This is a genomic window from Paeniglutamicibacter cryotolerans (assembly GCF_014190875.1).
GTDB classification, from domain to species: Bacteria; Actinomycetota; Actinomycetes; order Actinomycetales; family Micrococcaceae; genus Paeniglutamicibacter; species Paeniglutamicibacter cryotolerans.
Map to the genome: position 1 here is coordinate 902,892 of NZ_JACHVS010000001.1, position 22,378 is coordinate 925,269.

A 22,378-nucleotide genomic window follows, 5' to 3' on the forward strand; every position below is an offset into this window, starting at 1 on the left:
TCTTTACAGCAGATGATCTGCGAGTAAGATTATCTGTAGAGCCTCAAGAAATCGAGAACCGCCTCGGGAACGGCCGGCCGGAAGGAATCGGGACGTGAGTATGAAGACCATCGGGATCCTCGGTGCGGGCAAGGTCGGTACCGCCGTCGCCCGCCAGGCGATGCGCGCCGGCTACAGGGTCAACATCGCCGCTTCAGGCGACCCGCAGAAGATCGCGCTGATCATCGAGATCATGGCCCCGGGCGCCACCGCCCTGTCGGCGGCCGAAGTCATCGATGCGGCCGATCTGGTCATCCTGTCCGTTCCGCTGCGGAAATTCACTTCCCTGGACGCCTCAGCCCTGGCCGGGAAACATGTCGTGGACACCATGAACTACTGGGCCGAGAACGACGGGGACATGCCCGAGCTCGACGCTTCCGCATCGAGTTCGGAGATGGTCGCCCAGCACCTTTCCGGCGCGCTGGTGGCCAAATCCCTGAACCACATCGGCTACCACGAACTGGAACAGGACGGGTTGCCCGACGGCACACCCGGACGCCGTGCACTGGCCGTCGCCTCCGACCATGCCCAGACCCTGGAACTGGTCATGGAACTGGTCGAGGCCATGGGCTATGACGCAGTGGATGCCGGCGACCTGGCTTCCGGGTCGGCCTTCGAATCGGGCACAGAGATCTTCAATGGAGTCCATACCCGCGAACAGATGCTCGCGCTGCTCGACTCCCATGCCCTCGTCCTGCAGGGTCCTTAGGCGCACCAGTCCACCCCGAATGACGGCGGGAGGGTCGGTGCCATCCGTTCGATCGTGACGACCCCGGACGACACCGCCCCTCCCGTTTCGGTGTTTCGCGGCCTACCGGCCGGCTACTTCGTGACCGAACCAGTCAATGCGGCAATACTCCGAAGCACCAGCGGCCTGGCCGCGAACCATGCCAAGCCTGTAGTGCTACTTCCGGACCCCATGTTGCGGGGGCAGTCCTCGACAGCTCACCGATCCCAGGGCCGCTTGAAAGGATACTCCAGCTGGAAACATCTCGCTGACTGTAGTGAACGCTGCTCTCCGATCTGCAGGTTTCTTCAGATGCCCCAGCAGGTGGGGGCCCGCGCCAAAGGCGATGCCGAGTACCTCTCCGATATAAACGGAAAAAGTCTTGCTAGCCATGATTGGCCTTATCAATAGTGATCCATGAACAGGGGACTGTTCGCCTGCCGTTCATGGATCTCTCTGCACCGACCTCACTGACGGTTGCTTGTGGCTCATTGAGGACACAGTCTCCGGAGCAACCCACGCTCTCTTACACAGTCAAATACCAAAACCCGTCATGTGAGCACCGATCGCGTAACGTGACCTTCGATGCTTGACGAGGGGAAACGCGAACATGGGCTTGAAAATGGCAGCTGCGACACGGCGGTCTTCCGGCGCACTGATGATCGCCGGGATCCTGCTGGTCGCAGCGAACCTGCGCCCCGTGCTGACAAGCGTCGGTCCGCTGCTCGACCAGATCGGCGCCGAAACGGGGCTCGGCGCACCCGCACTAGGCCTTTTGGCTGCCGTGCCGCTTCTGGCTTTCGCCCTGGTTTCGCCGCTCGCGCAGTCGCTGAGCGAGCGTTTCGGAGTCGAACGCACGGTGTTCGCGGCGCTGTTGGTGCTGATCTGTGGCACGCTATTGCGGCCATTGCCCGGAAGCGTCGCCTATCTCTGGGTCGGGACCTTCATCATCGGCGCCTCCATTGCCGTCTGCAATGTGCTGCTCCCGGCGCTGCTCAAACGTGACTTCCCCGAGAAGGTCGCCAAGCTGACCGGAGCCTACTCGGCGGTGATCGGCGGCGTGGCATCGCTGGGTGCCGGGCTCTCGGTGCCGCTGTCGATGATTCGGCTGCCCGACGGTTCACAGGCCGGCTGGCGCCTCGCGCTCGGCGCATATGTGCTCCTCGCCATACCGGCGGTGCTGCTCTGGCTGCCCCAGTTGCGTCGCAAATCCCCGGATTCCGACGTTGCCCGCCAGCTGGCAGCCGTCCCAGCACCGGCGCGCGGGGCCGTCTGGAAGTCGGCCGTGGCCTGGCAGGTGACCATCTACATGGGGCTGCAGTCGCTCACCTTCTTCAGCCTGGTCACGTGGCTGCCAACCCTGGAACGCTCCTACGGGCGCAGCGATGTCGCATCGGGTTGGGACCTGATGCTCTTCCAGCTCATTGGAGTCGTGGCCAGTCTGCTGACTCCGCTCATGCTGCGCGGTGAGGAGCAGCGCATCGGGGCGGCCTTCCCTCCGGCATTGCTTGTCGTGGCGGTGCTGGGCGTCATGTTCTTCCCGCCCCTGATGCTGCTATGGGTTTTGCTGTCCGGTCTGAGCAGCGGCAGCTCGCTGGTGGTGGCGTTGGCTTTATTTGGACTGCGGACCGGAAACCACCGCCAGGCCGGTGCGTTGTCCGGCATGGCCCAGTCCATCGGCTATCTCCTTGCCGCTGCCGGCCCCCCGCTATTCGGGGCCCTTTTTGCCGTCGCGGGAGGATGGCCGCTTCCGCTGGCCTTCCTGGCCCTGGCCGCTTCAGCGCAGATTGCCGTCGGATCACTTGTCGGTAGGAACCGGAACGCATTCGCCCGTTGAGACCGGTCAAGGGCATTGCGATCCGGCGCATCGCCCCTAACATGGGGAAATGGGCCCCGGACAGGCGTCCCACCCGGATTAGGAGCACTGCCATGCAGGTTCTCACGCTGGTTTTCGCTGGCATTGCCGCACTCGTCCACGTCTACATCTTCGTGCTCGAGTCGTTGCGCTGGGATCGGCCATCCACGCGCTCGGCGTTCGGGGTCAAAACCGATCAGGAGGCAGCGGCAACACGACCGCTCGCCTTCAACCAAGGGTTCTACAACCTCTTCCTGGCCCTCATGGCCGGTACGGGCATCACCTTCGTTGCAGCCGGTTCCACCACCGTGGGCGCGACGCTGATCTTCGCCTCGGCCGGTTCGATGCTGGCCGCAGGGCTGGTCCTGTGGATATCCAATCCCCGGATGATGAGGGCGGCGCTGATCCAGCTCGCCGCCCCGGTGTTGGCCATCATCAGTGGACTGGTTGCCTTCATTGCGTGACTCCCGGGGGGCCCCGCACTGGTCTCCCTTACTAGCATCCCCTCGACGAGGCGCGAAGCGCTCGGCTGGTCTCCCGACCGGGCATTTACCCGCGAACGAGGTCTTCCACCAGTCGATGACCTTTACCGACGGGTACCTGTACCCCGGGGATGAACCGGGTCTCGGCGTGATCTTCAATGAGGGAGCGGCCCTGGCCTACCCCTACCAACAGGCGTACCTGCCCTACAACCGCCTGCGGGACGGAACGGTGCACGATTGGTGAGCGGGGGCCGGCCCGTCATCGTCATGGGCGTCTCCGGCTCGGGAAAGACAACAGTGGGCACCCGGGTGGCACAGGAACTGGGAGTTGCGTTCATTGACGGTGATGCCCTCCACCCGGTGGCCAACAAGGAGAAGATGGCCGCCGGTCGTGCGCTGGACGACGCTGACCGGTATCCGTGGCTCGCACGCATCGGCGCCGAGCTGGCCGAAGCAACGGCCAACGGCCGGCCGGTCGTGATCGCCTGCTCCGCCCTGCGGCGCAGCTACCGGGACGCGCTACGCGCGGCGGAGCCCACGACACGCTTCGTGTACCTGAAAGGGGACGGCCCACTGATCGGCGAGCGCATGGCACAACGCCACCACGAATTCATGCCGGCTTCGCTGCTGCAAACCCAGCTGGAAACCCTCGAACCGCCTGGCCCGGACGAGGAGGCCATCACCGTGGACATCGGACAGGACCTGGATTTGGTGGTGGAGGCCGTGACGGCGCTGCTGCAGGCAGACTGATCCACCCCGGCAAACCCCCGGCGCCCGGACCGGGGTCCTACCGCTCAACGGGTGGGCAGCTGGCCGAGGTACCCTCCGTGCGATTCATGCTCCCACAGTGGACGGAGAGTCCCCGGATGCCAGTCAGCGACCGGATGAATCGTCGTGGAACCAGTGGATGTGTTCACGCAACAGTTCGGCGGCTCCGTTTCCGTCTCCGGCCAACAGGGCAGCGTGAATGCCGCGGTGCTGGGTGCGCAGCACCCCGACCATCGCGGTCCATTCCGCGGGCCCCTGCACCGATTCGCCGACGTAGCCGCTGATCGACAGGCGCAGGGATTCCATCATTGCCTCGATGACGGCATTGCCTGCCAGCGAACTGAGCAGCACGTGGAACCGGGCATCGAGCGCGTGGAAGCCCTCGCGCTCCAGGTCCGGGTCCTCCATGGCATCCAACAGCTCGCCTGCCCGGGTCAGTTTTTCGCGCACTGCGGCATCGTGCTGGTCCAATCGGGCCGATCTGGCGGCCCAGGTCTCGAGCAGCACCCGGGATTCGACGATGTCGTCCACCGGCAGGCGCCGTGTTGCCACATGCATACGCAGAGCCGCAGCCAGGCCGGCGGCGGGGTTGGACACCACCACGGCACCCGAGCCGGGGCCGGAGCCGGTGGCCGTCTTCACCACGCCCAGCACATCCAGGATGCGGATCGCATCACGCACCGAGGCGCGGGAAATACCGTGGGTTTCGGCCAGTGCCCGCTCCCCGGGAAGCCGGTCCCCCAGCTGGAGCATGCCGGAACGCAGCTGCTCCTCGATGCTCTCAAGCACCGTCTCATAGGCGCGCGCCCCGGGTTCAGGGGTTCTGGGTTCACTGGTCACCGCCCCATCATCCCATGTGGAACGCCCGATCTGGACGGGCATGGCACCTCCGACCTAGTATGGTCAGACCACAGGTGGACCAGGTTGTCCGGAAGGTAGCCAACGCATGAGAATCGCACTTTTCGCCACGTGCATCGTCGACGCGATGTACCCGCAGACGGCCCAGGCCACCGTCAGGATCCTCGAGCGGCTCGGCCACGAGATCATCTTCCCCGCCGGCCAGGCCTGCTGCGGGCAGATGCACATCAACTCCGGCTACCTCGACGAGGCGAAGCCGGTGGTGGAAAACCACGCACGCGCCTTCGGCGCCGATGACTACGACGTGGCAGTGGCACCCTCGGGATCCTGTGTCGCCTCGGTCAAACACCAGCACCCCATGATCGCCCGGCGGTACGGGGATGCCGGGCTCGAGGAACGAACAACGGCCATCGGCGCCAGGACCTACGAACTCTCCCAGCTGCTCACCGACGTCCTGGGCATCACCGACGCCGCGGCCCAGCTCGGATCGCACTATCCGCACCAGGTCACCTACCACTCCTCCTGCCACGGCATGCGGCTGCTCAAGCTGGAGGACCGGCAACTTGACCTGCTGCGCAGCGTCGGCGGCATCGAGGTCACCGAACTGCCCGAGGCAGACCAGTGCTGCGGATTCGGCGGCACATTCGCGCTGAAGAACGCCGAGGTCTCTTCGGCCATGCTCGCCGACAAGGTGCGCAACATCGAATCCACCGGCGCCGGGCTCTGCGCCGGTGGCGATGCATCATGCCTGCTGCACATCGGCGGCGGGCTATCGCGTTCCGGCAGCCCGGCAACCACGCTGCACCTGGCCAGGATCCTGGCCAGCACGATGCAGGATCCGGCGCCGGCGCCCGAATCCCTGCGGAGCGGAGCCCGGGCATGAGCAAGGTCTTCATCGGCATGCCTCCCCTGCCTGCCTTCGGAAGCGGCAACCTCAACCTCACCGAGCCCTTCCCCCGGGCCGCGGCGCGCGAACTGGGCAACCAGCAGCTGCGCTCGAACCTGCGCCATGCCACCCACACGATCCGGGACAAGCGGCTGAAGGTCGTCGCCGAGCTGCCCGACTGGGAGGAACTGCGCGACGCGGGCTCGGCCATCAAGGAATCGGTCATGGCCGACCTCCCGGCACTGCTGGAGCGGTTCGAGGCGAATTTCACCGCACGCGGCGGGAAAGTCCATTGGGCCCGCGACGCAGCCGAGGCGAATGCGATCATCACCGAGCTGGTCCGCGCCACCGGCGCGCAGGAGGTGGTGAAGGTCAAGTCCATGGCCACCCAGGAGATCGGGCTCAACGAGCACCTCGAAACCGAGGGCATCGCCGCCTTTGAGACCGACCTGGCCGAGCTCATCGTCCAGCTCGGCCACGACAAGCCCAGCCACATCCTGGTCCCGGCAATCCACAAGAACCGCACGCAGGTCCGGGACATCTTCCTGGCCGAGATGCCCGGAGTGGACCCGGATCTGACCAACGACCCGGCCATGCTGGCCGGCGCCGCCCGGTCCTATCTGCGCAGCAAGTTCCTCACGGCCAGGGTCGCCATTTCGGGTGCCAACTTCGGCATCGCCGACTCCGGCACGCTGGCGGTCGTCGAATCCGAGGGCAACGGACGCATGTGCCTGACCCTGCCCGAAACACTGATCACCGTGATGGGCATCGAAAAACTGCTGCCGACCTTCGCCGACCTCGAGGTGTTCATGGCGTTGCTGCCGCGCTCCTCCACCGGCGAGCGCATGAACCCGTACACCTCGCTGTGGACCGGCGTCACCGCCGGCGACGGACCGCAAGACGTGCACCTGGTGCTCCTCGATAACGGACGCAGCGCGGCACTGGCCGATGAGATGGGTCGCTCGGCGCTGCATTGCATCCGCTGTTCGGCCTGCATGAACGTTTGCCCGGTGTATGAGCGCACCGGTGGACACGCCTACGGCTCCACCTACCCGGGGCCGATCGGGGCGATCCTCTCTCCGCTGATGACCGGGATCGAAGCGGAAGAGAACAACTCGCTGCCCTATGCCTCATCGCTGTGCGGGGCCTGCTTCGACGCCTGCCCCGTGAAGATCAACATCCCGGAGATCCTGGTCCACCTGCGCGGAAAGGACGTCGACTCGCGCAGGGGAAGGATGAAGCCGCCCTCGCAGATGGACCTGCTGATGAAGGGAGCGCAGTGGGCCTTCTCCTCCGGAACGCACCTGGGGCTGCTGGAAAAGGGCCTGCCGCTGGGCCGGTTGGCGGCGGGGCGCAGCAAGAAGATCAAGCACCTGCCCGGGCTCGCTGCCCGGTGGACGGACAGCCGGGACATTCCCGCACCGCCGCCTGCCTCCTTCCGTGACTGGTGGGCGAAGGAACACGTGCCCGAGGCACCGATCACCCAGCAGGGAGGGGAAGCATGAGCGCCCGGGAGGAAATCCTGGCCCGGATCACCGGGGCGCTGGCCGATTCCCCCGTGGCGCGACCTGTCCCCCGGGGCTACCTCCGGGCCTCAGATACCTCAACAGCACGGCTGATCGAGCTGCTCACCGACCGGTTGGCTGACTACAAGGCCCACGTCGATGTCGTTGCCTCGGCAGGGGTCCCGGGTATCCTGGCCGGGCTGCTGGCCGGGGCCGAGAGCTACGTGGTGCCCTCCGGGCTGCCCGATGACTGGTTCGCGCACCCAGCACTGGAGGCAGACGGTGCACCGCGCCGGCTGCGCGATGACGTGTCGTGCCCACTGTCGGTTGCCGAGCTGGACCGGGCCTCGGCGGTCATCACCGCCAGCGCCGTGTCGGTGGCCGAGTCGGGCACGATCATGCTCGACGGATCCCCGGCCCAGGGGCGCCGGGTGATCAGTCTGGTCCCGGACCACCACGTGTGCCTGGTCCCCGCCTCGAGCATCGTGCACATCCTGCCCGAGGCTGTGGCCCGGTTGGATGGAACCCGGGCGATGACCTGGATTTCGGGGCCGAGCGCCACCAGCGACATCGAACTGGAGCGGGTGGAGGGGGTCCACGGTCCGCGCCGGCTCGATGTCATCATCATCACCGACAAATAGGCTGGTCGCCTGCGGTTCCGCTTAGGACGGGAGACATTCATCGGTTAGCGTTTACCTCAGACAATCCAATGGAGGAACCCCGTATCATGAGCATTGACCCCTACGCGGCGCAGCCGTCCGCCGCCGTCCCCCTGGACAAGCCACTCTACGGAGCCAGCTTCGGCCAAGCTGTTTCCCGCTTCTTCAAGAAGTACGGCACCTTCTCCGGCCGGGCCAGCCGCAGCGAATTCTGGTGGGTGCAGCTCTTCACCACGCTGGTGGCCATCGTCCTGACTATCGTCATCATCGCAGGAGCCGTGGCCACCTCGGGCCCGGACGTCAGCGAACCCGGGACGGGCATCATTCCGGGCCTGATTCTGCTCATCATCTTCGCCCTGGCGATCATCGTTCCAGGCATCGCCGTGACGGTACGCCGGCTCCACGACGCCAACTTCAGCGGCTGGTTCTACCTGCTGACCCTCACCTCCGTCGGCGGCATCATCGTACTGGTGTTCACGCTGCTCGAGCCCAAGCCCGAAGGTGCGCGCTTCGACGCTGACTTCAACGGCCAGTTCCCGGGCCAGCCCGGCGTCTACCCGATGCAGCCGGGCCAATACCCGGGCTCGCAGTACCCGGGTGCGCCGACCCCGTATGGCACCCCGGGCCACTACCCGGGCGCCTCGAACCCGCCGGCCGCCAACCCGTATGGAACCCCGGGCCAGACCCCGCCGCCGCCGAACCCCTACGGAACCCCCGGCCAGGATCCCCACAAGCCGGGCGCCTAACCGCTAGATTCCGAACCATGGCCGGCTCCTCCCGCATGGGAGGGGCCGGCCATGGCCGTTAACCGCGCTGGCCACGGGCAGGACGTTACAGGGCGACGGCGAGCTGCCGCAGCACATTGCAAAGGACCCCGAAGGCGGCCGACGACCAAGCCAAGACCGTGAACAACAGCACGTGGGACTCTGGTTCATCCAGTTGCCACTGCCCGCGGTTGCCCGGCTTGTAGTACACGACGCCGGAGTCCGGGACACCGTGGGGATCCTCGCTCGGCTGGCAGTTGAGCACCCCGTCGTGCCCGGTCCAGAGGAGGCAAGGCTGCCCCTCGAGCACCACCGGCTCATAGGAGGCCGAGCGCCACAACGCATGCTGGCGGCGTTCGTAGGACACCATCACGAAGAAGAAAGCGGCTGCCAACAGCCCAACCCACCCGATGACGCCAAGCCCGGGGCCGAGGGCAGTGAGGATGTCGTTCATGGTTGAATCCTATGTCCGTACGGACCTCCGCCGGGCCCCGCCCGTCATCTGAGCGTTCCGAGCACCTCGTTCACGCCGCCGTCGGTGACCGGTGGATGGCGAGCGCATCGTGCGGGTCCCCGCCGATCCTCCGCGGCGACAGGGAGGCGGTGCCGCCACGCAGGTACCCAGCGGCCCCGCGCTCCGTGGTGGCGATCTCCGCGTTTTACAGGTCCAGGCCCGGTGTGGCCGGGCTCCGCCGCCAGCGCCAGAAGCATCATGCCGGTCTCGATGGCATGTTCAACCCGTTGGCCGCATAGCTGACCCGGGCGGAGGGGCTGGCCTTCGCCCGGGCATCGGCGGGCGCGGAGAGCACCACGGTGTGCGGGCCGGTGAAGCGGGCCCGGGTTAGCGACCTTCAGGGGAAGCCCGCCGCCGTTTCCCGGATCAGGTCAGCGGCAGCGCGAAGGAGAACGTCGAGCCGCCGCCGGGGTTTTCCTCCGCGGTGATGGTGCCGTGGTGCCGGGTGACGATCCGGTGGCTCAACGCCAGCCCGAGCCCGCTGCCATCGGCCTTCGTGGTGAACGCGCCGTCGAAGATCCGCCCGTCGGGGAAGCCGGAGAGCCCTGATCCGTGGTCGATGACCCGGAAGACGGCGAAGCCGCCCTCCCGCGCCGTTTCGAGCCGCACCATGCGCTGCTCCTGCGGGAAGCCGGACATCTCCTCGATCGCGTTGCGGCACAGGTTCAGCACCACCTGGCCGATCAGCACCTTCTCGCAGAGCACCGGCAGCTCCCCCGGATCCAGGGCGACCTCCAGCGTCGTGGAGTGCCGCGAGGCAACCAGTTCGATGAAGTACCGGCAGTCTTGCGCCACGGCGTTCAGGTCGACATGTTGTTCAGAGGTCTCCAGCGTGCCCACGAAGCCACGCAGGCTGCGCAGGATCTGGTTGGCCCGCTCGACCTGCCGTTGCGCGTTCTGAAGCCCGAACTCCAGCTCGGCGACGCTCATCGTGCCCGCCTGGTGGCGGCGTTGGACTCCGTCCAGGAAGTTGGTGGCTGCGCCCAGCGGCTGGCCCAGCTCGTGCGAAAGCGCCATCGCCATGTCGCCCATGACGTTGTACCGGGCCAGATAGTTCAGGTGCTCCTGGTCGCGCTCGCGTTCCCGGTCCTCGCGCACCCGCTCGGTGATGTCGTGCAGGAAAACCAGCGTGCCGGCCAGGTCGTGCTTCAGGTCGATGCGCTGGCAGGCGGCCCCGAACCAACGCGACTCCCCCGCGGGACCATGCAGTTCCAGCCGGCAGGTGACCATGCCGTCGTCCTGCGCGCATTCGGCCGACGCCCGGGCAAAGGCCTGTGCCGCTTCGCCCCGGCAGAACCCGGCGAAGTCCAGCCCGATCACCTCGTGCGGGTGGAGTCCCAGCTGCGGAAACAACGAATTGCTCGCATAGGAGATCCTCCCGTCCACGCCGATGACCAGGATCGCCTCGCCCATGTTCCCGATGAATGCGTTCAGCCGGCCCTTGGTCCGCTCCAGTCCGCTCTTGAGCCGTTCCTCGCGTTCCACGTCGCGGAATTCGACGAGCACCACCTCGCGCTCCTCGAGCACCACGTGCCGGGCCAGTGCCTCGGTGAGGAAGTCCTGTCCGTCCTTGTTCCGGTACATCCACTGCGTCCGGCTGGCCCCGTGCTCCACGGCATCCTGGAGCCAGCGCCGTCCGATGGTCCGGCTGTAGGGCTCGGCCAGGCCGCTCATGTCGTTTGCCTTCAGCGGGCGCAGTTCATCGAGCGTGAATCCGAACATCCGGCACGCCGCCGGGTTCGCCCACAGGATGTCCTTCGTCGCAGCATCGTGCATCAGCAGGCACTGCTCCAACCCGGTGAGCAGGATCCGCGCGTCGGCCTCTGACGGTTCGTATTTTTGGGTATCCACGGCTACTAGTTCTATCCCAGTCGGGCGCCACCGCAATAGGTAGTTACTTCAGGCGGCATCGTCCTTTCTTTGCCCGGCGGCGCATAAACACCCATTGAAGGGCAGTAATTGGGTCAATACCGTGATGCAGACAACACCAGCCTGACCCCCGCAGTTCCCGCCCGGGCCAAGGAACAGACCAACGAGGAGCCCCACATGACGTCCGTTGCCGAAGCCCCAGCGCAGGACACGCTGACCGCGGTCCTGGAACTCGTCGATCGGCGGCGCGAGGAGTTCAACACGAACCGCTTCGTGCCCAAGGACGTCATCGCTGCCTTCAAGGCAGCCGGCATCTACCGCGCTGCCACCCCGCGCCAGTTCGGCGGCGACGCGCTGCCACCGGCAGAGTTCCTGCGCAAAATCGAACTGATCTCCACCGTCGATGCCTCCAGCGGCTGGGTTGCCAGCTTCGGCTCGGCCCTGGTGTACCTGGCGGCGCTGCCGGTGGACACGCAGGCCGAACTGTACAAGGACGGCCCCGACCTGGCTTTCGCCGGAGGGCTCTTCCCGGTCCAGAAGGCCGAGCTGAGAAACGGGGCGTTCCATGTCAAGGGCACCTGGAAGTTCGCCAGCGGCTGCAAGGGCGCCGACCTGCTCGGCGTGGGCATCGCCGGTGGCGAGTCGGCAGCGGGCAAGCCGCGCACGGCGCTGCTGCGCCCGGACCAGGTCACCATCCAGGACAACTGGGATGTCATCGGCCTGCATGGCACCGGCAGCCACGACTTGATCGTGGACGGCGTCGACGTGGACCAGGACTGGACGTTCATTCGCGGTGGCGAGCCGATGATCGACGAGCCGCTCTACCACTACCCCACCATTGCCTATGCGGCGCAGGTCCTGGCCGTGGTGAACCTCGGCGTAGGCCGTGCGGCCCTGGACTACGCGACGCAGATCGGCGCCGGACGGACCGGCATCACCGGCGCGCCGAAGCTTGCTGACCGCGCCTACTACCGCATCGAACTGGCCAAGGCCGAGGCCCTGCTGCGTTCGGCCCGTGCCTTCTTCTACGAGATCACCGAGGAAACATATGCGACTGTCGTCGCCACCGGCCGGGCCACGGATGCGCAGAAGGCGTTGCTGCGCCTGGCCTCCACGCACGTGGCCAAGGTCGGCGCGCAGGCAGTCAACACCGCCTACTCGCTCTCCGGCACAGCCGCGATCTACGACGGCAATCCGCTGCAGCGCCACCTGCGCGACTCGGCCGTCGTCACCCAGCATGCGTTCCTGGGCGATGGCATGTACGACGGCACCGGGTCGGTCCTGATGGGCCAGCCGCCTCTCATCCCCGGCTTCATCTAACCCGCGCCCCCCACCTCATCCACCGCAAGATCCCAGCGAAGGAATAACCATGACAGCGAGCGATGCCCGCCCCGAGCCGTTGCGCACCCTGTTCTGCATCGGCATCAACCAGAACTTCTTCAACCTGCCCAAGAAGGACATCGGCCCGGTCTGGGTCGCCTTCTCCGGCATGCTCTCGGCCATGGCGTCGATGCCCGGCGTCGATGTCATCGGCAACATGGACGACGACTCCCACGTGGTCGGCCCGTCGGCCGGATGGCCTTGGACCTGCTACGTGATGGCCGACGTCGACACGCAGGAAACCGTCAAGGCGGTCTGCAACCTGTTCCGCACCACCATGGTCGATGAGACCCACGCGCTATGGACCTACGCCCACATCGAGGCCCGCATGGGCCGTGCGCTGACCATCCGCAACGACGTCGAAATCGCCAAGTAACCATGGTCGGAGTCCGGGCCACCACGAGCCTCACCGGGTTGGAGACGCGCCTGCAGCTGCTGGAGGCGGGCGAATCGATCCGCTGGATCATTTCCCGCTACCTGGAGTTGTGCGACGTTCCGCAACCGGAATTCGACCTCGCCGAGCTCGGCTCGCTGTTCACGCACGATGCCACCTGGCAGGGAATCGGACCCGAATATGATGCGAAGTTCGGCCGCTACAGCGGCCGCGAAGCCATCGTCGAAATGCTCGGTCACCACCTGCTGCCCGGCGGCCCGTTCACCGCCAATGCCCATGTGCTGGGCGAGGGACGCATCAACATCTCGTTCCCCACGGCGAGTGGCAGCTGGATCATGCAGCAGCTCTCGCAGTACGCGGACGGCCGCCAGGAAGTGGTGGCTGCCCGGATCACCGTGGACTTCGAACTCGGCGGGGCCATGGCCCTGATCAAGGCCTTCCGCACCCAGCGCCTCGTGGCGCTTTCCCCGGCGGACCTCGCCACCCCCACACTAGCCACCACCTTAAGGAGTCACTGATGAGTACCCCCCTCATGGAGAACCACGACGGCTTCTCCGCACTTGCCGCCACCGATCGGGTCGCCGGGCAGCTTTACACCGATCCGGAGATCTTCGAGGCCGAGCTGGAGAAGATCTTCTACAAGACCTGGGTCTGGGTGGCCCACGAGTCGGAGATCCCGGACAAGGGCAACTTCAAGAAGGCGATGATCGGCCGCCAGCCGGTCATCGTCACCCGCGACCGCAAGGGCGCGCTGAACGTGCTGCTGAACCGCTGCCGCCACCGTGGCGCCTCGATCTGCGAGCCGGACAAGGGCAAGGCCAACGGCTTCACCTGCCCGTACCACTCCTGGTCCTACTCGCTCGACGGGCAGCTGCGCGGCATCCCGTACCCCGAGGGCTATGAGGGCGTGATCGAGAAGAAGGACATGCCGCTGCAGAAGCTGCGCGTCGAGTCCTACGCCGGGATGGTCTTCGCCTCCTTCAACCAGGACATCGAACCGCTCGAGGACTTCCTGGGCGATGCGAAGCTGTGGATGGACCGCTTCATGATGCAGGGCGCAGGCTTCGGCATCAAGGTCCAGGGCGAGCACAAGTTCCGCTTCGACGGCAACTGGAAGATTCAGCTGGAGAACACCACCGACGGCTACCACTTCCCCATAGTTCACCGTTCGTGGATGGCCTCGGTCGACGCCGAAACCGCTGACATGCTCTCCTTCATGACCGATGAGAACGCGGTGACCCACGCGCTGGGCAACGGCCACAGCGTCGCCATCATGGTCCCCGAGCACGTGGAGCTGGATGCCGACGACGGCACCGAGGAGCTGCAGGAACGATTCCGCCACATCATCGATGAACTCTCCGAGACGATGCCGGCCGACCAGGTCCGCCGCATCGTGCGTTCGATGCACGGTGCCGGGTTCAACCTGAACCTGTTCCCGAACGTCGCCATGTCGATGTCCTTCTTCCGCGTGCTGCGCCCGATCTCGGTCAACGAGACCGAGGTCCAGCACATGGCCCTGGGCCTGGATGGCGGACCGGAAAGCGTCAACCGCGAACGCCTGCGCATCCACGAACACTTCCAGGGCCCGTTCGGTTTCGGTACACCCGATGATGCCGAGGCATGGGACCGCGTGCAGCGCGGCGCCAACGGCAACCCGCAGATGCCGATCATGGTCAACCGCGGCCTGAACCGCGAAACGACGGGTACAGAAGGCTGGAAGACATCGCACGTGACCGACGAATCAGGCATGCGCGAATCCTACTCGCAGTGGAAGAAGATGATGGGCAATGACTAGCGAAAGCACCCTGACGGCACCCCTGGAAAACGGCTTCGCGTCCGACGCGCTGCTCGATCCGATGGTCTCCAAGGCCATCGCGCTGATCTGGCACGAGGCCACGCTGCTCGATGCCAAAAACTACGTCGCCTGGGAGGCCCTGTGGACCCCGGGCGGGAAGTACGTGATCCCGATCGATCCGGACACCGATGACTTCGAGTCCGGCCTGAACATGATCTACGACGATGCCCGGATGCGCCGCATGCGCGTGACCCGGCTGACCGAGGGCTACTCGATGTCTGCCGTCGCCTCGGCGCGCACGGCACGCACCATCTCCCGCTTCACCGTCACGGCGAACGACGGCGAGTGCGTGACGCTGCGCTCGGCGCAGATCATCGTGGGATTCAAGCGCGAAAAGCACCTGCTGCTGGCCGCAGACCTGGAACACCGGATCAGCTTCGTCGACGGCGAACCGCGCCTGGATCTGAAGGTCGTCCGCCTGGTCAATTCCGAAGGGGCCGTCACGGCCTCGGGATTCCTCCTCTAAGGGGCACCCCATGACGACAACAGTTGAAACCACGGCAGCACCCCGCATCGACAACGGCCAAGTCGCCGTCGTCACCGGCGCAACCCGCGGACTGGGCGCGGTCATCGCGCGCACCCTGCATGCTGCCGGCTATTCGGTGCTCGCCACCGGCAGCCGGATCGGACCGGTCCAGGACCTGGCCGACGAGCTGGATCCCAGCGGCAAGACGGCCGCAGCCACGGTGCTCGACGTCCGCAGCAAGGACGACTTCTCAGCGGCGCTCCAAGCCGCGGTGGAGCGTTGGGGAACGGCCCACGTGCTGGTCAACAACGCCGGCCGCTCCCAGGTCCAGGCGCTGATGGACATCAGCCCGGAGGACTTCTCGGCGATCGTTTCCACCAACCTCGACGGCGTCTTCCTGGGCTGCCAGGTTTTCGGCAGCTACTTCGCTTCCAACGGCTACGGCCGCATCGTGAACATCGGCTCACTGGCCGGCCAGAACGGCGGCACAGCCACCGGCGCGCACTACGCGGCAGCCAAGGGCGGAGTGGTCACCTTGACCAAGGTCTTCGCCCGCGACCTGGCCTCCGGCGGTGTCACGGTGAACTCGGTGTCCCCGGGCCCGCTCGATCTGCCGGTGGTCCACGAGACGGTCGCCCCGGACAAGCTGGAGGCCGTCAAGGCGAGCATTCCCGTGGGCCGTCTCGGCTCCGCGGAATTCATCGCCTCGACCGTCGCCCTGCTGGCATCCCCCGAGGCCGCTTCGGTCAACGGCGCCAGCTGGGACATCAACGGGGGGCTGTTCATGCGCTGATCGCCACCGCGATCAGCGCACGGCGCCCCGACACATGCGTAGCACCACCAAGCTAGAGGAGTACGGACATGAAAAAGGTCCGGGTTAAAGTGGCAGCGGTTTCGGATGAAACCAGCAGCATCAAGACGTTTCGTTTGGAACGCGCCGACGGGTCGGTCTTTGCCCCGGCCCCGGCCGGCGCGCATATCGATATTGTCGGTCCCACCGAGGTCACCCGCCAGTACTCGCTGTGCAACGCACCGGACGAGGGCTCCTACCTGGTCGCGGTGAAGCTCGAACCCGAGTCCCGCGGCGGTTCCGCCGCACTTCACGGCGAGGTGGCCGTGGGCACCGAACTCGAGGTCAGCGAGCCGCGCAACCTGCTCAACGTGGCAACCGATGCCGACCGCCACGTGCTGGTGGCGGCCGGCATCGGCATCACCCCGATGATCAGCATCGCCTACGATCTGCACCGTTCGAACACCGACTTCGAGCTGCACTACTTTGCCCGCTCCCACGCGGAGGCCGCATTCACCGAGTTACTCGAGCAGCGCTGCGGCTTCACCGAATCGGTGCGCTTCCACTTCGGGATTCCGCGCGGCGAGCAGGGCGCCATCATGACCGCCCTCGCACAGGACGCCGGAGCCGGCGTCCATGTCTACACCTGTGGCCCGGTCGGCTTCATGGAGAAGGTCCATGACGCATTTGCCCCGGTGATCGGCGAGGCCCAGTTCCACATCGAGCATTTCGAGGCCGAGGCGATCGATGCCTCCCACGACACGGCGTTCGAGGTGGAACTGGATACCGGTGAAGTCTTCGAGATCCCGGCCGACCGCTCGATCGTGGACGTGCTCCAGGAAAACGGCATCGAGGTCGATACTTCCTGCAAGGAGGGAATCTGCGGCACCTGCGTCATGGGCGTGCTCGAGGGAGTTCCCGAGCACCGCGATAACTGCCTCTCCACCTCGGAGAAGGCGGCAAATGACCAGATGGCCACCTGCGTGTCCCGGACGTGCGGCAAGCGCCTGCTGTTGGAGCTCTTCTAGCCATGCAGCTGTGGGCCGAAAGTCCCCGATCAAAAACCCATGAAGGTAATCCGTCAGAGCCTGGACCGGCGCTTTGGCTGCCGGATCCGATCTGCAGGAGGAACCGACGTGTACAGGAAGCCGGTTTCCCGAAGGATTGAGAACATTTCCGCCACGTGACCGGGTTTCTCGAACCGCCGACAGGCCTCCTGCGACGCAAACACCGCGAGGCCTGTCGACCCGGCAGAAGCGTAGGAATTCCCTGTCCACCATTTGACCGGATTGGCGTCCGTATCGGGATCTGAGTAGTAGTGGACCGCGATTGCACGACAAGCCCCCGGCTTGAGGGTTGTAGTCCCTCATGCCTCCGGCACTCAGATATACCGTGTGCGTTTTCAGTTTGACGTTTGGGCGGATATTCCGATGCTGGTTGCCTTGCCCACAACCCCTACCTGCGCCACGGAGCACACCCTGGACATGCTTATCTGGTTCGACGGCCCTTCCGCAATGCTGGACTATTTGCGGGAGAGCACCTCGGCGCTGTTGAGGATCACGAATTCATGCCCATCGGTCAGCACGTTCAGGTATCCAGGATCGACGCTGAGGACGTAACCGATGACGTTGCCGGTCGTTGTCCTAATCTGCTCCTGGGGAACCCACGGCGTCTGGACGAACGCGGCGACGAGCAGCAGGGCCAGCCCGGCCACCCACCCCACGCTGGCCATGGACAGAGAGAACATGCGGCGGAGCCAGTGCTTCAAGGAAAGCCTGCGAATCAGCACGAAAACCACGAAAACGGCCGCTGCTGCCGGCGGTAGCCACCAGATTTTGAAGCTGATCGTCAACGCCAGCAGCGTGACTGCAGCCAGGGTGGTGGCCAAGAATATCGACGACCGATGCCCGCCCTCGGACCAGAGGTACGTGGCCAGGAGCAGCGGGAAAACCCCCACCAGCAGGATCTGCACCAGGAAGTGACCGGCCATGAGGGATCCGAAGACGAGGGCCAGTCCGTCGCTCAGGCTCAGCGTGGTACTCACCGCGAACGCGGTGTTCCAGTCATATCCGGAGACGGCAAAGATACGCAGAATCAAGAAAACGAATCCCACCGAGGCAGCAGGGACAATATCTCCGGAAGAGAAACGCCGGCCCTCGCCGGCAGTTGCTGCTTCGGTACCCGGCTTCCTGCCGGTGGCGTTGGCTTTGTTGTCGGTCATGGGTCGAGGCTAGTGCGCAATGCCGCCCGCAGCCCAATTCGGCTCCGTTCGGCCACCCGTGGAACACCTAGCCGGCTTGGGTTGTGGATCGAAGGCGCTTTCCCGCTCGTCTCGTCATAGGCTTGGGACATGCCCACCTCACGCCTCACAAAGGTCGAGTCAGCACCCCGCAACGCTGATTTTGTATTCACCGGTGGACCGGTGTTGACGATGGATGGGGACCGTCCCTTGGCGGAATCGGTTGCAGTTCGTGGTGGGCGCATCGTGTCGGTCGGATCCGCGCTGGAAGTCCACGACTTTGTCGGGCCCGCCACGGAACGGATTGATCTGGCCGGACGGACGCTTCTTCCCGGGTTCATCGATCCGCACATGCATTCGGCGTTGGTTCAACTCGCTGACTGGGTTGAGGTGAGCCCCATGTCCACGCCAACCGCTGACGCGGTGTTTACCGCTTTACGTAGTGCCGCGCCGACCTCGACGGGCTGGGTGCTGGCCCAACAGTTCGATCCGAGCATCACGATCGGACATCCACGACTGGATCGCACACTGCTCGATCGCCTGATCCCCGATCGACCGGCTCTGGTGTTGGAAAGCAACGGACACGTCGCCTACGCGAACTCTCTCGCCTTCGAGCTAGCCGGTGTCGATCGTGATACGCCGGATCCGCCCGCAGGCCGGTATGTGCGCGATGAGCGGGGCGAGTTGACGGGCAGGCTCGAGGAATCGTCGGCGACCGCCGCATTCACCATCGGGTTTCCCATGGCCAGCGGCGACGCACTGGTGGGCCGTATCCGTGACCTGCTGTGGCATGCGGCAGGCAAGGGCACGACGCTGCTGCACGACTGCGGTATCGGATCGATCGACGGGGCCACCGATCTCGAGGTGCTGCGGAAAGCCATTGCAACAGATTCGCCGGTGCGCTACCGAGGGATGCTGGTGTCCAGCGCCTACGACGAATGGTCGCGGCTGGGCCTGACGCCGGGATTCGGTGACGACTTGTTCCGGGTGCACGGAATCAAAGCGTGGTCAGACGGATCCAACCAGGCCGGATCCGGATATCAACGGGAACCGTACCTTGGCACCACGTCGCGCGGCACCCTCAATTATTCAGCTGAAGAACTCGCCGAGATCGTGCTCAGGGCCCACATCGACGGCTGGCAAGTTGGTGTGCACGCCAATGGCGACGCAGCAATCGACGTCACGATCGACGCGTTCGATCAGGCTTTGGCTGCACACCCTCGCGCGGATCATCGTCACCGGGTCGAGCACTGCAGCATCCTGCATCCGGAGCAGATCGAGCACATGGCATCTCTCGGCCTGTCGCCGTCGTTTCTGATAGGCCACATTCGTTGGTGGGGTACCGCGTTCCGCGACCGGTTGCTGGGGCCAGAACGCGCGAACCTCTATGATCCGTGCGCATCAGCACTGCGCGCGGGGTTACGGATTTCACTGCACAGCGACTGGAACGTCACTCCGCTGGATCCACTGCGATACGTGGAGGACGCCGTCACCCGGGTGATGGCCGAAAATGGTGAGGTGCTGAACCCCGACGAATGCATCCCGGTCGAGGCGGCTCTGCGCGCGGTCACGATCGATGCAGCCTGGCAATGCCGATCGGAGGACATCACCGGGTCGATCGAGGTCGGCAAATTCGCGGACTTCGTCCTGCTGGAAGAGGACCCGCGGAACGTCGATCCGACCACCATCTCAAAGATCGCCGTTTCGGAGACGCGGCTGGCCGGCGAGGTCCGCTTCTGCCGATGAGCGGCGCAAGTTCATCGGAACCTGAGCGCAGCATAACCCGTCCGGCGCACGCCGCGGCGTTCGCGGCCGTCCGGGTCTTCGGCTTCACCGTCTTGCGGATCCTTGCCATGTCCGCATACACGTGGGATACCGACCCCTGGGACTTGAGCAGGCCTAGGTCATCAGTGAAATTCGGGCATGCGACCTGCTCATTGCGCCCGGCAACAGCCTGAACCACATGGTCGTAGGGAACATATTCCACCCGCCTATACAGTCGACTAAGCTTCGCAGCAGAGATACTGGTACACCCCAAAACAACACATTCGAATCCCGAGAAAAGCGTTGCGTTAGGGTATCTATTCATACTTTTGCGGCAGAACTGCACAAGCCTCTGGCCATGACGGCCCCTAGGGCAGCGCGTCGGATATGCCCGGGTTTAGAGCAAAACGACCAGAACCTCGTCTGCCATCGGGAAAATCTGAGACATCTGGACCTCCTGTTCAAGGAGAAGCAACCCGGCGCCCTCCGCGGACGGTCGCACCGCGCTGGCCGAAGTGATCGCCAAGGAAGCCAGTTTGTAATTCCTCACCGGGAAGACCTGCTTCCACACCGGCACCGCGGACCCATTCATTGAGTTTCAATTGCAGTGCACATCGTATCTTCATTCGCCCGGCTCGAGCGCTCCATTAGCAAGGAACGCCAAGGCCGAGGGTTTCGAGGATGCCAAGGTCCGCGTCGCCCTGCAGCTGGGTGTCGACCACTCCACCCTGCATCTGGCTCTGTCCGCGACACGCAGCAGGAAGTGGCACCGGCTGTGCTTCGTTCACTTTAAGTCGGCCACGATACTCAGGGAGAAATCAAGCAAACCTTTCGCGGTGACGGCTTCGGCCCGCTGCATGTCGTAACGGCACACAAAAATGTGGCATGGCGAACGGGACGGCAATTTTGAATCCCCTGCCCGTGACCTCTAGGATCCAGGCTTCCGTCCTGATGCCGCACATCCAAGTTGTCCTTGGCCGCCGTGTTGGAAGGTCGTTCCATGACGCTTTTCGGACCCCGCTCCGGAGGCATGGCCCTCGGTGAGGCCTCCAGCATGCAGTTAGTGCTTGTCGTGAGTTAGGTTTCGAAGTCCATAGCTCTGCACAGACGATCTCGAGATGGATCAACTGTGGTCTCAGGTCCGCTATCTTCCTTCTGTTCGCATGGTGTTGTTGGCGGTTTCTAGACTCGTCCAGAGACGCGGTCCGCAAGATGAGCGATCTTTGAGGTTGACGATTTGCCGCCCTTTTCTGCCCAGTCGGCCATGCCGTAAGCCTTGTATAACGTCTGGACCGCAACCCAGCGGGCGGGCTCAACTTCCCAGCGTCGCACCTTGCGGTTCACCCACGGCATGGAGGCCAGCTCACTGCCGGGGTCAAGGATCAGGTCCCGCAAGGTCCGCCCGGCCAGGTTGGTGGCGGTGACCCCGGTACCCACGTAGCCTCCGGCCCACCCGATACCCGTTTCCTTATCCAGTCCGACGGTGGCCTTCCAATCCCGGGGGACTCCCAGCACGCCGGCCCAGGCGTGGTCGATCGCGGCATCGCGGGTGGCTGGAAACATGACATGGAGGATATCTGTGAGTAGCTTGATGGTGCCGCGCTGGGTTGCCCCGTCGGTGTCCGTCTTGGATCCGTAGCGGTACGGCACCCCGCGCCCGCCCAAGGCGATGCGGTTATCGGCGGTGCGTTGGGCATACATATAGGCGTGGGCCATGTCGCCCACGACATCGCGTCCGTTCCAGCCAATGGCATCCCATACCGAATCCGGCAGCGGTTCGGTGGCGATCATGGAGGAGTTCATGGGCAGCCATTCGCGGTGAGCGCCCTTCAGGTTCGCGGTGAACCCCTCGGTGGCGCGCAGGATATAGGTGGCTTGAACGGTTCCGTACGTGGTGATGGCCTTGCGCGGCAAGACCTCGGTGACGGTGGTCCCCTCGTAGATCCTCACGCCCAGCCTCAAGCAGGCATCGGCCAGACCGCGGACCAGCTTCACGGGGTGGATCCGGGCCGCATGGGGGTGGTGGATGGAGCCCAGCGCCCCGGCGATGTCCACCCGTTCCCTGGTCTGCCCGGCATCCAACAACCGGGCTCCGGCCTCGGGCCACTGCGCCTCATCGTCGGCCAGGGCCTGCAGGCGCAGCAGCTGGGCCTGGTTGCGGGCCACGTTCAGCTCCCCGCCCTTGATGTATCCGGCGTCGATGCCTTCAGCGCCGGATACGCTAATGACCTCGTCAACCGTTTCGTTCAGCAGCTCCTGGAAACGGCCCACCGTAGACCGTCCGTGGGATGCAACGTACTGATCCCGGCCACCGGTGATCGAATTGGTCAGCCACCCGCCGTTGCGCCCGGAGGCGCCGAAGCCGGCAAACCTGGATTCGAGCACCACAATATCCAGCGACGGGTCGGCCTTCTTCAGGTAGTACGCGGTCCACAACCCGGTGTAGCCGGCACCGACGATCACCACGTCGGCGATGGTGTCCCCGGTCAGGGGCGTGCGCTGACCCGGGAGGCCATCGGCGGCGAACCAAAAGGAAACGTTGCCGTTAACAGTCATGGTGGGGG

General features: G+C 65.1%; 21 protein-coding genes and 1 pseudogene. 17 read left to right on the top strand and 5 right to left on the bottom strand.

Going from position 1 to position 22,378, the window contains the following annotated elements:
* Positions 1 to 31 precede the first annotated feature (31 nt).
* The 5 genes and pseudogenes from E9229_RS04335 to E9229_RS04355 all read left to right on the top strand — a co-directional run bounded on the left by E9229_RS04335 (position 32) and on the right by E9229_RS04355 (position 3,853).
* Complete coding sequence (locus E9229_RS04335; RefSeq protein ID WP_312855698.1) at positions 32 to 748, top strand: NADPH-dependent F420 reductase; 717 nt, start codon at positions 32 to 34, stop codon at positions 746 to 748.
* 640 nt (positions 749 to 1,388) lie between these two features.
* A complete protein-coding gene (locus E9229_RS04340; RefSeq protein ID WP_183510040.1) occupies positions 1,389 to 2,603 on the top strand; it encodes a CynX/NimT family MFS transporter in 1,215 nt (404 codons plus the stop codon).
* Positions 2,604 to 2,695: 92 nt separating this feature from the next.
* Positions 2,696 to 3,085: a DUF1304 domain-containing protein gene (locus tag E9229_RS04345; protein WP_183510041.1), complete on the top strand. Its 390-nt coding sequence runs from the start codon at positions 2,696 to 2,698 to the stop codon at positions 3,083 to 3,085.
* 94 nt (positions 3,086 to 3,179) lie between these two features.
* Positions 3,180 to 3,347, top strand: a pseudogene (locus E9229_RS04350) (bifunctional D-altronate/D-mannonate dehydratase); the annotation flags it as partial.
* The gene (locus E9229_RS04355; protein ID WP_312855597.1) at positions 3,344 to 3,853 is read left to right on the top strand and encodes a gluconokinase; all 510 of its coding nucleotides are present in this window, start codon (positions 3,344 to 3,346) and stop codon (positions 3,851 to 3,853) included. The pseudogene E9229_RS04350 and the gene E9229_RS04355, both read left to right, overlap by 4 nt.
* Before the next feature lie 123 nt (positions 3,854 to 3,976).
* Here the strand turns inward: E9229_RS04355 and E9229_RS04360 are convergent, their stop codons facing one another.
* Positions 3,977 to 4,711 (bottom strand): FadR/GntR family transcriptional regulator, encoded by a 735-nt coding sequence (locus E9229_RS04360; protein ID WP_312855598.1) that lies wholly within the window; start codon positions 4,709 to 4,711, stop codon positions 3,977 to 3,979.
* A gap of 106 nt (positions 4,712 to 4,817) precedes the next feature.
* On the opposite strand from E9229_RS04360, the gene E9229_RS04365 reads away from it, so the two are divergent.
* The 4 genes from E9229_RS04365 (at position 4,818) to E9229_RS04380 (ending at position 8,525) form a co-directional block, all read left to right on the top strand.
* Positions 4,818 to 5,612, top strand: a complete 795-nt coding sequence (locus E9229_RS04365) for a (Fe-S)-binding protein (RefSeq protein ID WP_183510043.1) — start codon at positions 4,818 to 4,820, stop codon at positions 5,610 to 5,612.
* Complete coding sequence (locus E9229_RS04370; protein ID WP_183510044.1) at positions 5,609 to 7,120, top strand: LutB/LldF family L-lactate oxidation iron-sulfur protein; 1,512 nt, start codon at positions 5,609 to 5,611, stop codon at positions 7,118 to 7,120. Before E9229_RS04365 ends, E9229_RS04370 begins: the two co-directional genes overlap by 4 nt.
* Entirely contained in the window at positions 7,117 to 7,761 is a 645-nt protein-coding gene (locus tag E9229_RS04375) for a LutC/YkgG family protein (protein WP_183510045.1), read from the top strand. Before E9229_RS04370 ends, E9229_RS04375 begins: the two co-directional genes overlap by 4 nt.
* Positions 7,762 to 7,847: 86 nt before the next feature.
* Positions 7,848 to 8,525, top strand: a complete 678-nt coding sequence (locus E9229_RS04380; RefSeq protein ID WP_183510046.1) for a DUF805 domain-containing protein — start codon at positions 7,848 to 7,850, stop codon at positions 8,523 to 8,525.
* Positions 8,526 to 8,610: 85 nt separating this feature from the next.
* Here the strand turns inward: E9229_RS04380 and E9229_RS04385 are convergent, their stop codons facing one another.
* Complete coding sequence (locus tag E9229_RS04385; RefSeq protein WP_183510047.1) at positions 8,611 to 8,997, bottom strand: hypothetical protein; 387 nt, start codon at positions 8,995 to 8,997, stop codon at positions 8,611 to 8,613.
* A 426-nt stretch (positions 8,998 to 9,423) separates the two neighbouring features.
* The gene (locus E9229_RS04390) at positions 9,424 to 10,908 is read right to left on the bottom strand and encodes a PAS domain-containing sensor histidine kinase (protein ID WP_221184368.1); all 1,485 of its coding nucleotides are present in this window, start codon (positions 10,906 to 10,908) and stop codon (positions 9,424 to 9,426) included.
* A 108-nt stretch (positions 10,909 to 11,016) separates the two neighbouring features.
* On the opposite strand from E9229_RS04390, the gene E9229_RS04395 reads away from it, so the two are divergent.
* The 7 genes from E9229_RS04395 to E9229_RS04425 all read left to right on the top strand — a co-directional run bounded on the left by E9229_RS04395 (position 11,017) and on the right by E9229_RS04425 (position 16,839).
* Complete coding sequence (locus tag E9229_RS04395; protein WP_221184369.1) at positions 11,017 to 12,246, top strand: acyl-CoA dehydrogenase family protein; 1,230 nt, start codon at positions 11,017 to 11,019, stop codon at positions 12,244 to 12,246.
* A 49-nt stretch (positions 12,247 to 12,295) separates the two neighbouring features.
* The gene (locus E9229_RS04400; RefSeq protein ID WP_183510048.1) at positions 12,296 to 12,682 is read left to right on the top strand and encodes a hypothetical protein; all 387 of its coding nucleotides are present in this window, start codon (positions 12,296 to 12,298) and stop codon (positions 12,680 to 12,682) included.
* A gap of 2 nt (positions 12,683 to 12,684) precedes the next feature.
* Positions 12,685 to 13,218, top strand: a complete 534-nt coding sequence (locus tag E9229_RS04405; protein ID WP_183510049.1) for a nuclear transport factor 2 family protein — start codon at positions 12,685 to 12,687, stop codon at positions 13,216 to 13,218.
* The gene (locus E9229_RS04410) at positions 13,218 to 14,495 is read left to right on the top strand and encodes an aromatic ring-hydroxylating oxygenase subunit alpha (protein WP_183510050.1); all 1,278 of its coding nucleotides are present in this window, start codon (positions 13,218 to 13,220) and stop codon (positions 14,493 to 14,495) included. Before E9229_RS04405 ends, E9229_RS04410 begins: the two co-directional genes overlap by 1 nt.
* On the top strand, positions 14,488 to 15,021 hold the full coding sequence (locus E9229_RS04415; RefSeq protein ID WP_221184370.1) for an aromatic-ring-hydroxylating dioxygenase subunit beta: 534 nt from the start codon (positions 14,488 to 14,490) through the stop codon (positions 15,019 to 15,021). Before E9229_RS04410 ends, E9229_RS04415 begins: the two co-directional genes overlap by 8 nt.
* 10 nt (positions 15,022 to 15,031) lie before the next feature.
* On the top strand, positions 15,032 to 15,814 hold the full coding sequence (locus tag E9229_RS04420) for an SDR family NAD(P)-dependent oxidoreductase (protein WP_183510051.1): 783 nt from the start codon (positions 15,032 to 15,034) through the stop codon (positions 15,812 to 15,814).
* A 68-nt stretch (positions 15,815 to 15,882) separates the two neighbouring features.
* Positions 15,883 to 16,839 carry a PDR/VanB family oxidoreductase gene (locus E9229_RS04425; RefSeq protein WP_183510052.1) on the top strand — a complete coding sequence of 319 codons (957 nt, stop codon included), beginning with the start codon at positions 15,883 to 15,885 and terminating at the stop codon, positions 16,837 to 16,839.
* 494 nt (positions 16,840 to 17,333) lie between these two features.
* Here E9229_RS04425 and E9229_RS04430 read toward each other — a convergent pair whose 3' ends face one another.
* Positions 17,334 to 18,032, bottom strand: a complete 699-nt coding sequence (locus E9229_RS04430) for a hypothetical protein (RefSeq protein WP_183510053.1) — start codon at positions 18,030 to 18,032, stop codon at positions 17,334 to 17,336.
* A gap of 129 nt (positions 18,033 to 18,161) precedes the next feature.
* Here E9229_RS04430 and E9229_RS04435 point away from each other — a divergent pair, with 129 nt between their 5' ends.
* Positions 18,162 to 19,796, top strand: a complete 1,635-nt coding sequence (locus tag E9229_RS04435; RefSeq protein ID WP_183510055.1) for an amidohydrolase — start codon at positions 18,162 to 18,164, stop codon at positions 19,794 to 19,796.
* 1,200 nt (positions 19,797 to 20,996) lie between these two features.
* Here E9229_RS04435 and E9229_RS04440 read toward each other — a convergent pair.
* Entirely contained in the window at positions 20,997 to 22,370 is a 1,374-nt protein-coding gene (locus E9229_RS04440; RefSeq protein ID WP_183510056.1) for an NAD(P)/FAD-dependent oxidoreductase, read from the bottom strand.
* Positions 22,371 to 22,378 lie beyond the last annotated feature (8 nt).

Bases quoted from the DNA above. Each gene is read 5' to 3' on its own strand.
- E9229_RS04385 (WP_183510047.1), bottom strand. From the start codon at position 8,997: ATGAACGACATCCTCACTGCCCTCGGCCCCGGGCTTGGCGTCATCGGG.
- E9229_RS04440 (WP_183510056.1), bottom strand. From the start codon at position 22,370: ATGACTGTTAACGGCAACGTTTCCTTTTGGTTCGCCGCCGATGGCCTC.
- E9229_RS04435 (WP_183510055.1), top strand. From the start codon at position 18,162: ATGCCCACCTCACGCCTCACAAAGGTCGAGTCAGCACCCCGCAACGCT.
- E9229_RS04340 (WP_183510040.1), top strand. From the start codon at position 1,389: ATGGCAGCTGCGACACGGCGGTCTTCCGGCGCACTGATGATCGCCGGG.
- E9229_RS04345 (WP_183510041.1), top strand. From the start codon at position 2,696: ATGCAGGTTCTCACGCTGGTTTTCGCTGGCATTGCCGCACTCGTCCAC.
- E9229_RS04415 (WP_221184370.1), top strand. From the start codon at position 14,488: ATGACTAGCGAAAGCACCCTGACGGCACCCCTGGAAAACGGCTTCGCG.
- E9229_RS04370 (WP_183510044.1), top strand. From the start codon at position 5,609: ATGAGCAAGGTCTTCATCGGCATGCCTCCCCTGCCTGCCTTCGGAAGC.
- E9229_RS04375 (WP_183510045.1), top strand. From the start codon at position 7,117: ATGAGCGCCCGGGAGGAAATCCTGGCCCGGATCACCGGGGCGCTGGCC.
- E9229_RS04425 (WP_183510052.1), top strand. From the start codon at position 15,883: ATGAAAAAGGTCCGGGTTAAAGTGGCAGCGGTTTCGGATGAAACCAGC.
- E9229_RS04400 (WP_183510048.1), top strand. From the start codon at position 12,296: ATGACAGCGAGCGATGCCCGCCCCGAGCCGTTGCGCACCCTGTTCTGC.
- E9229_RS04365 (WP_183510043.1), top strand. From the start codon at position 4,818: ATGAGAATCGCACTTTTCGCCACGTGCATCGTCGACGCGATGTACCCG.
- E9229_RS04380 (WP_183510046.1), top strand. From the start codon at position 7,848: ATGAGCATTGACCCCTACGCGGCGCAGCCGTCCGCCGCCGTCCCCCTG.
- E9229_RS04405 (WP_183510049.1), top strand. From the start codon at position 12,685: ATGGTCGGAGTCCGGGCCACCACGAGCCTCACCGGGTTGGAGACGCGC.
- E9229_RS04410 (WP_183510050.1), top strand. From the start codon at position 13,218: ATGAGTACCCCCCTCATGGAGAACCACGACGGCTTCTCCGCACTTGCC.
- E9229_RS04430 (WP_183510053.1), bottom strand. From the start codon at position 18,032: ATGACCGACAACAAAGCCAACGCCACCGGCAGGAAGCCGGGTACCGAA.
- E9229_RS04420 (WP_183510051.1), top strand. From the start codon at position 15,032: ATGACGACAACAGTTGAAACCACGGCAGCACCCCGCATCGACAACGGC.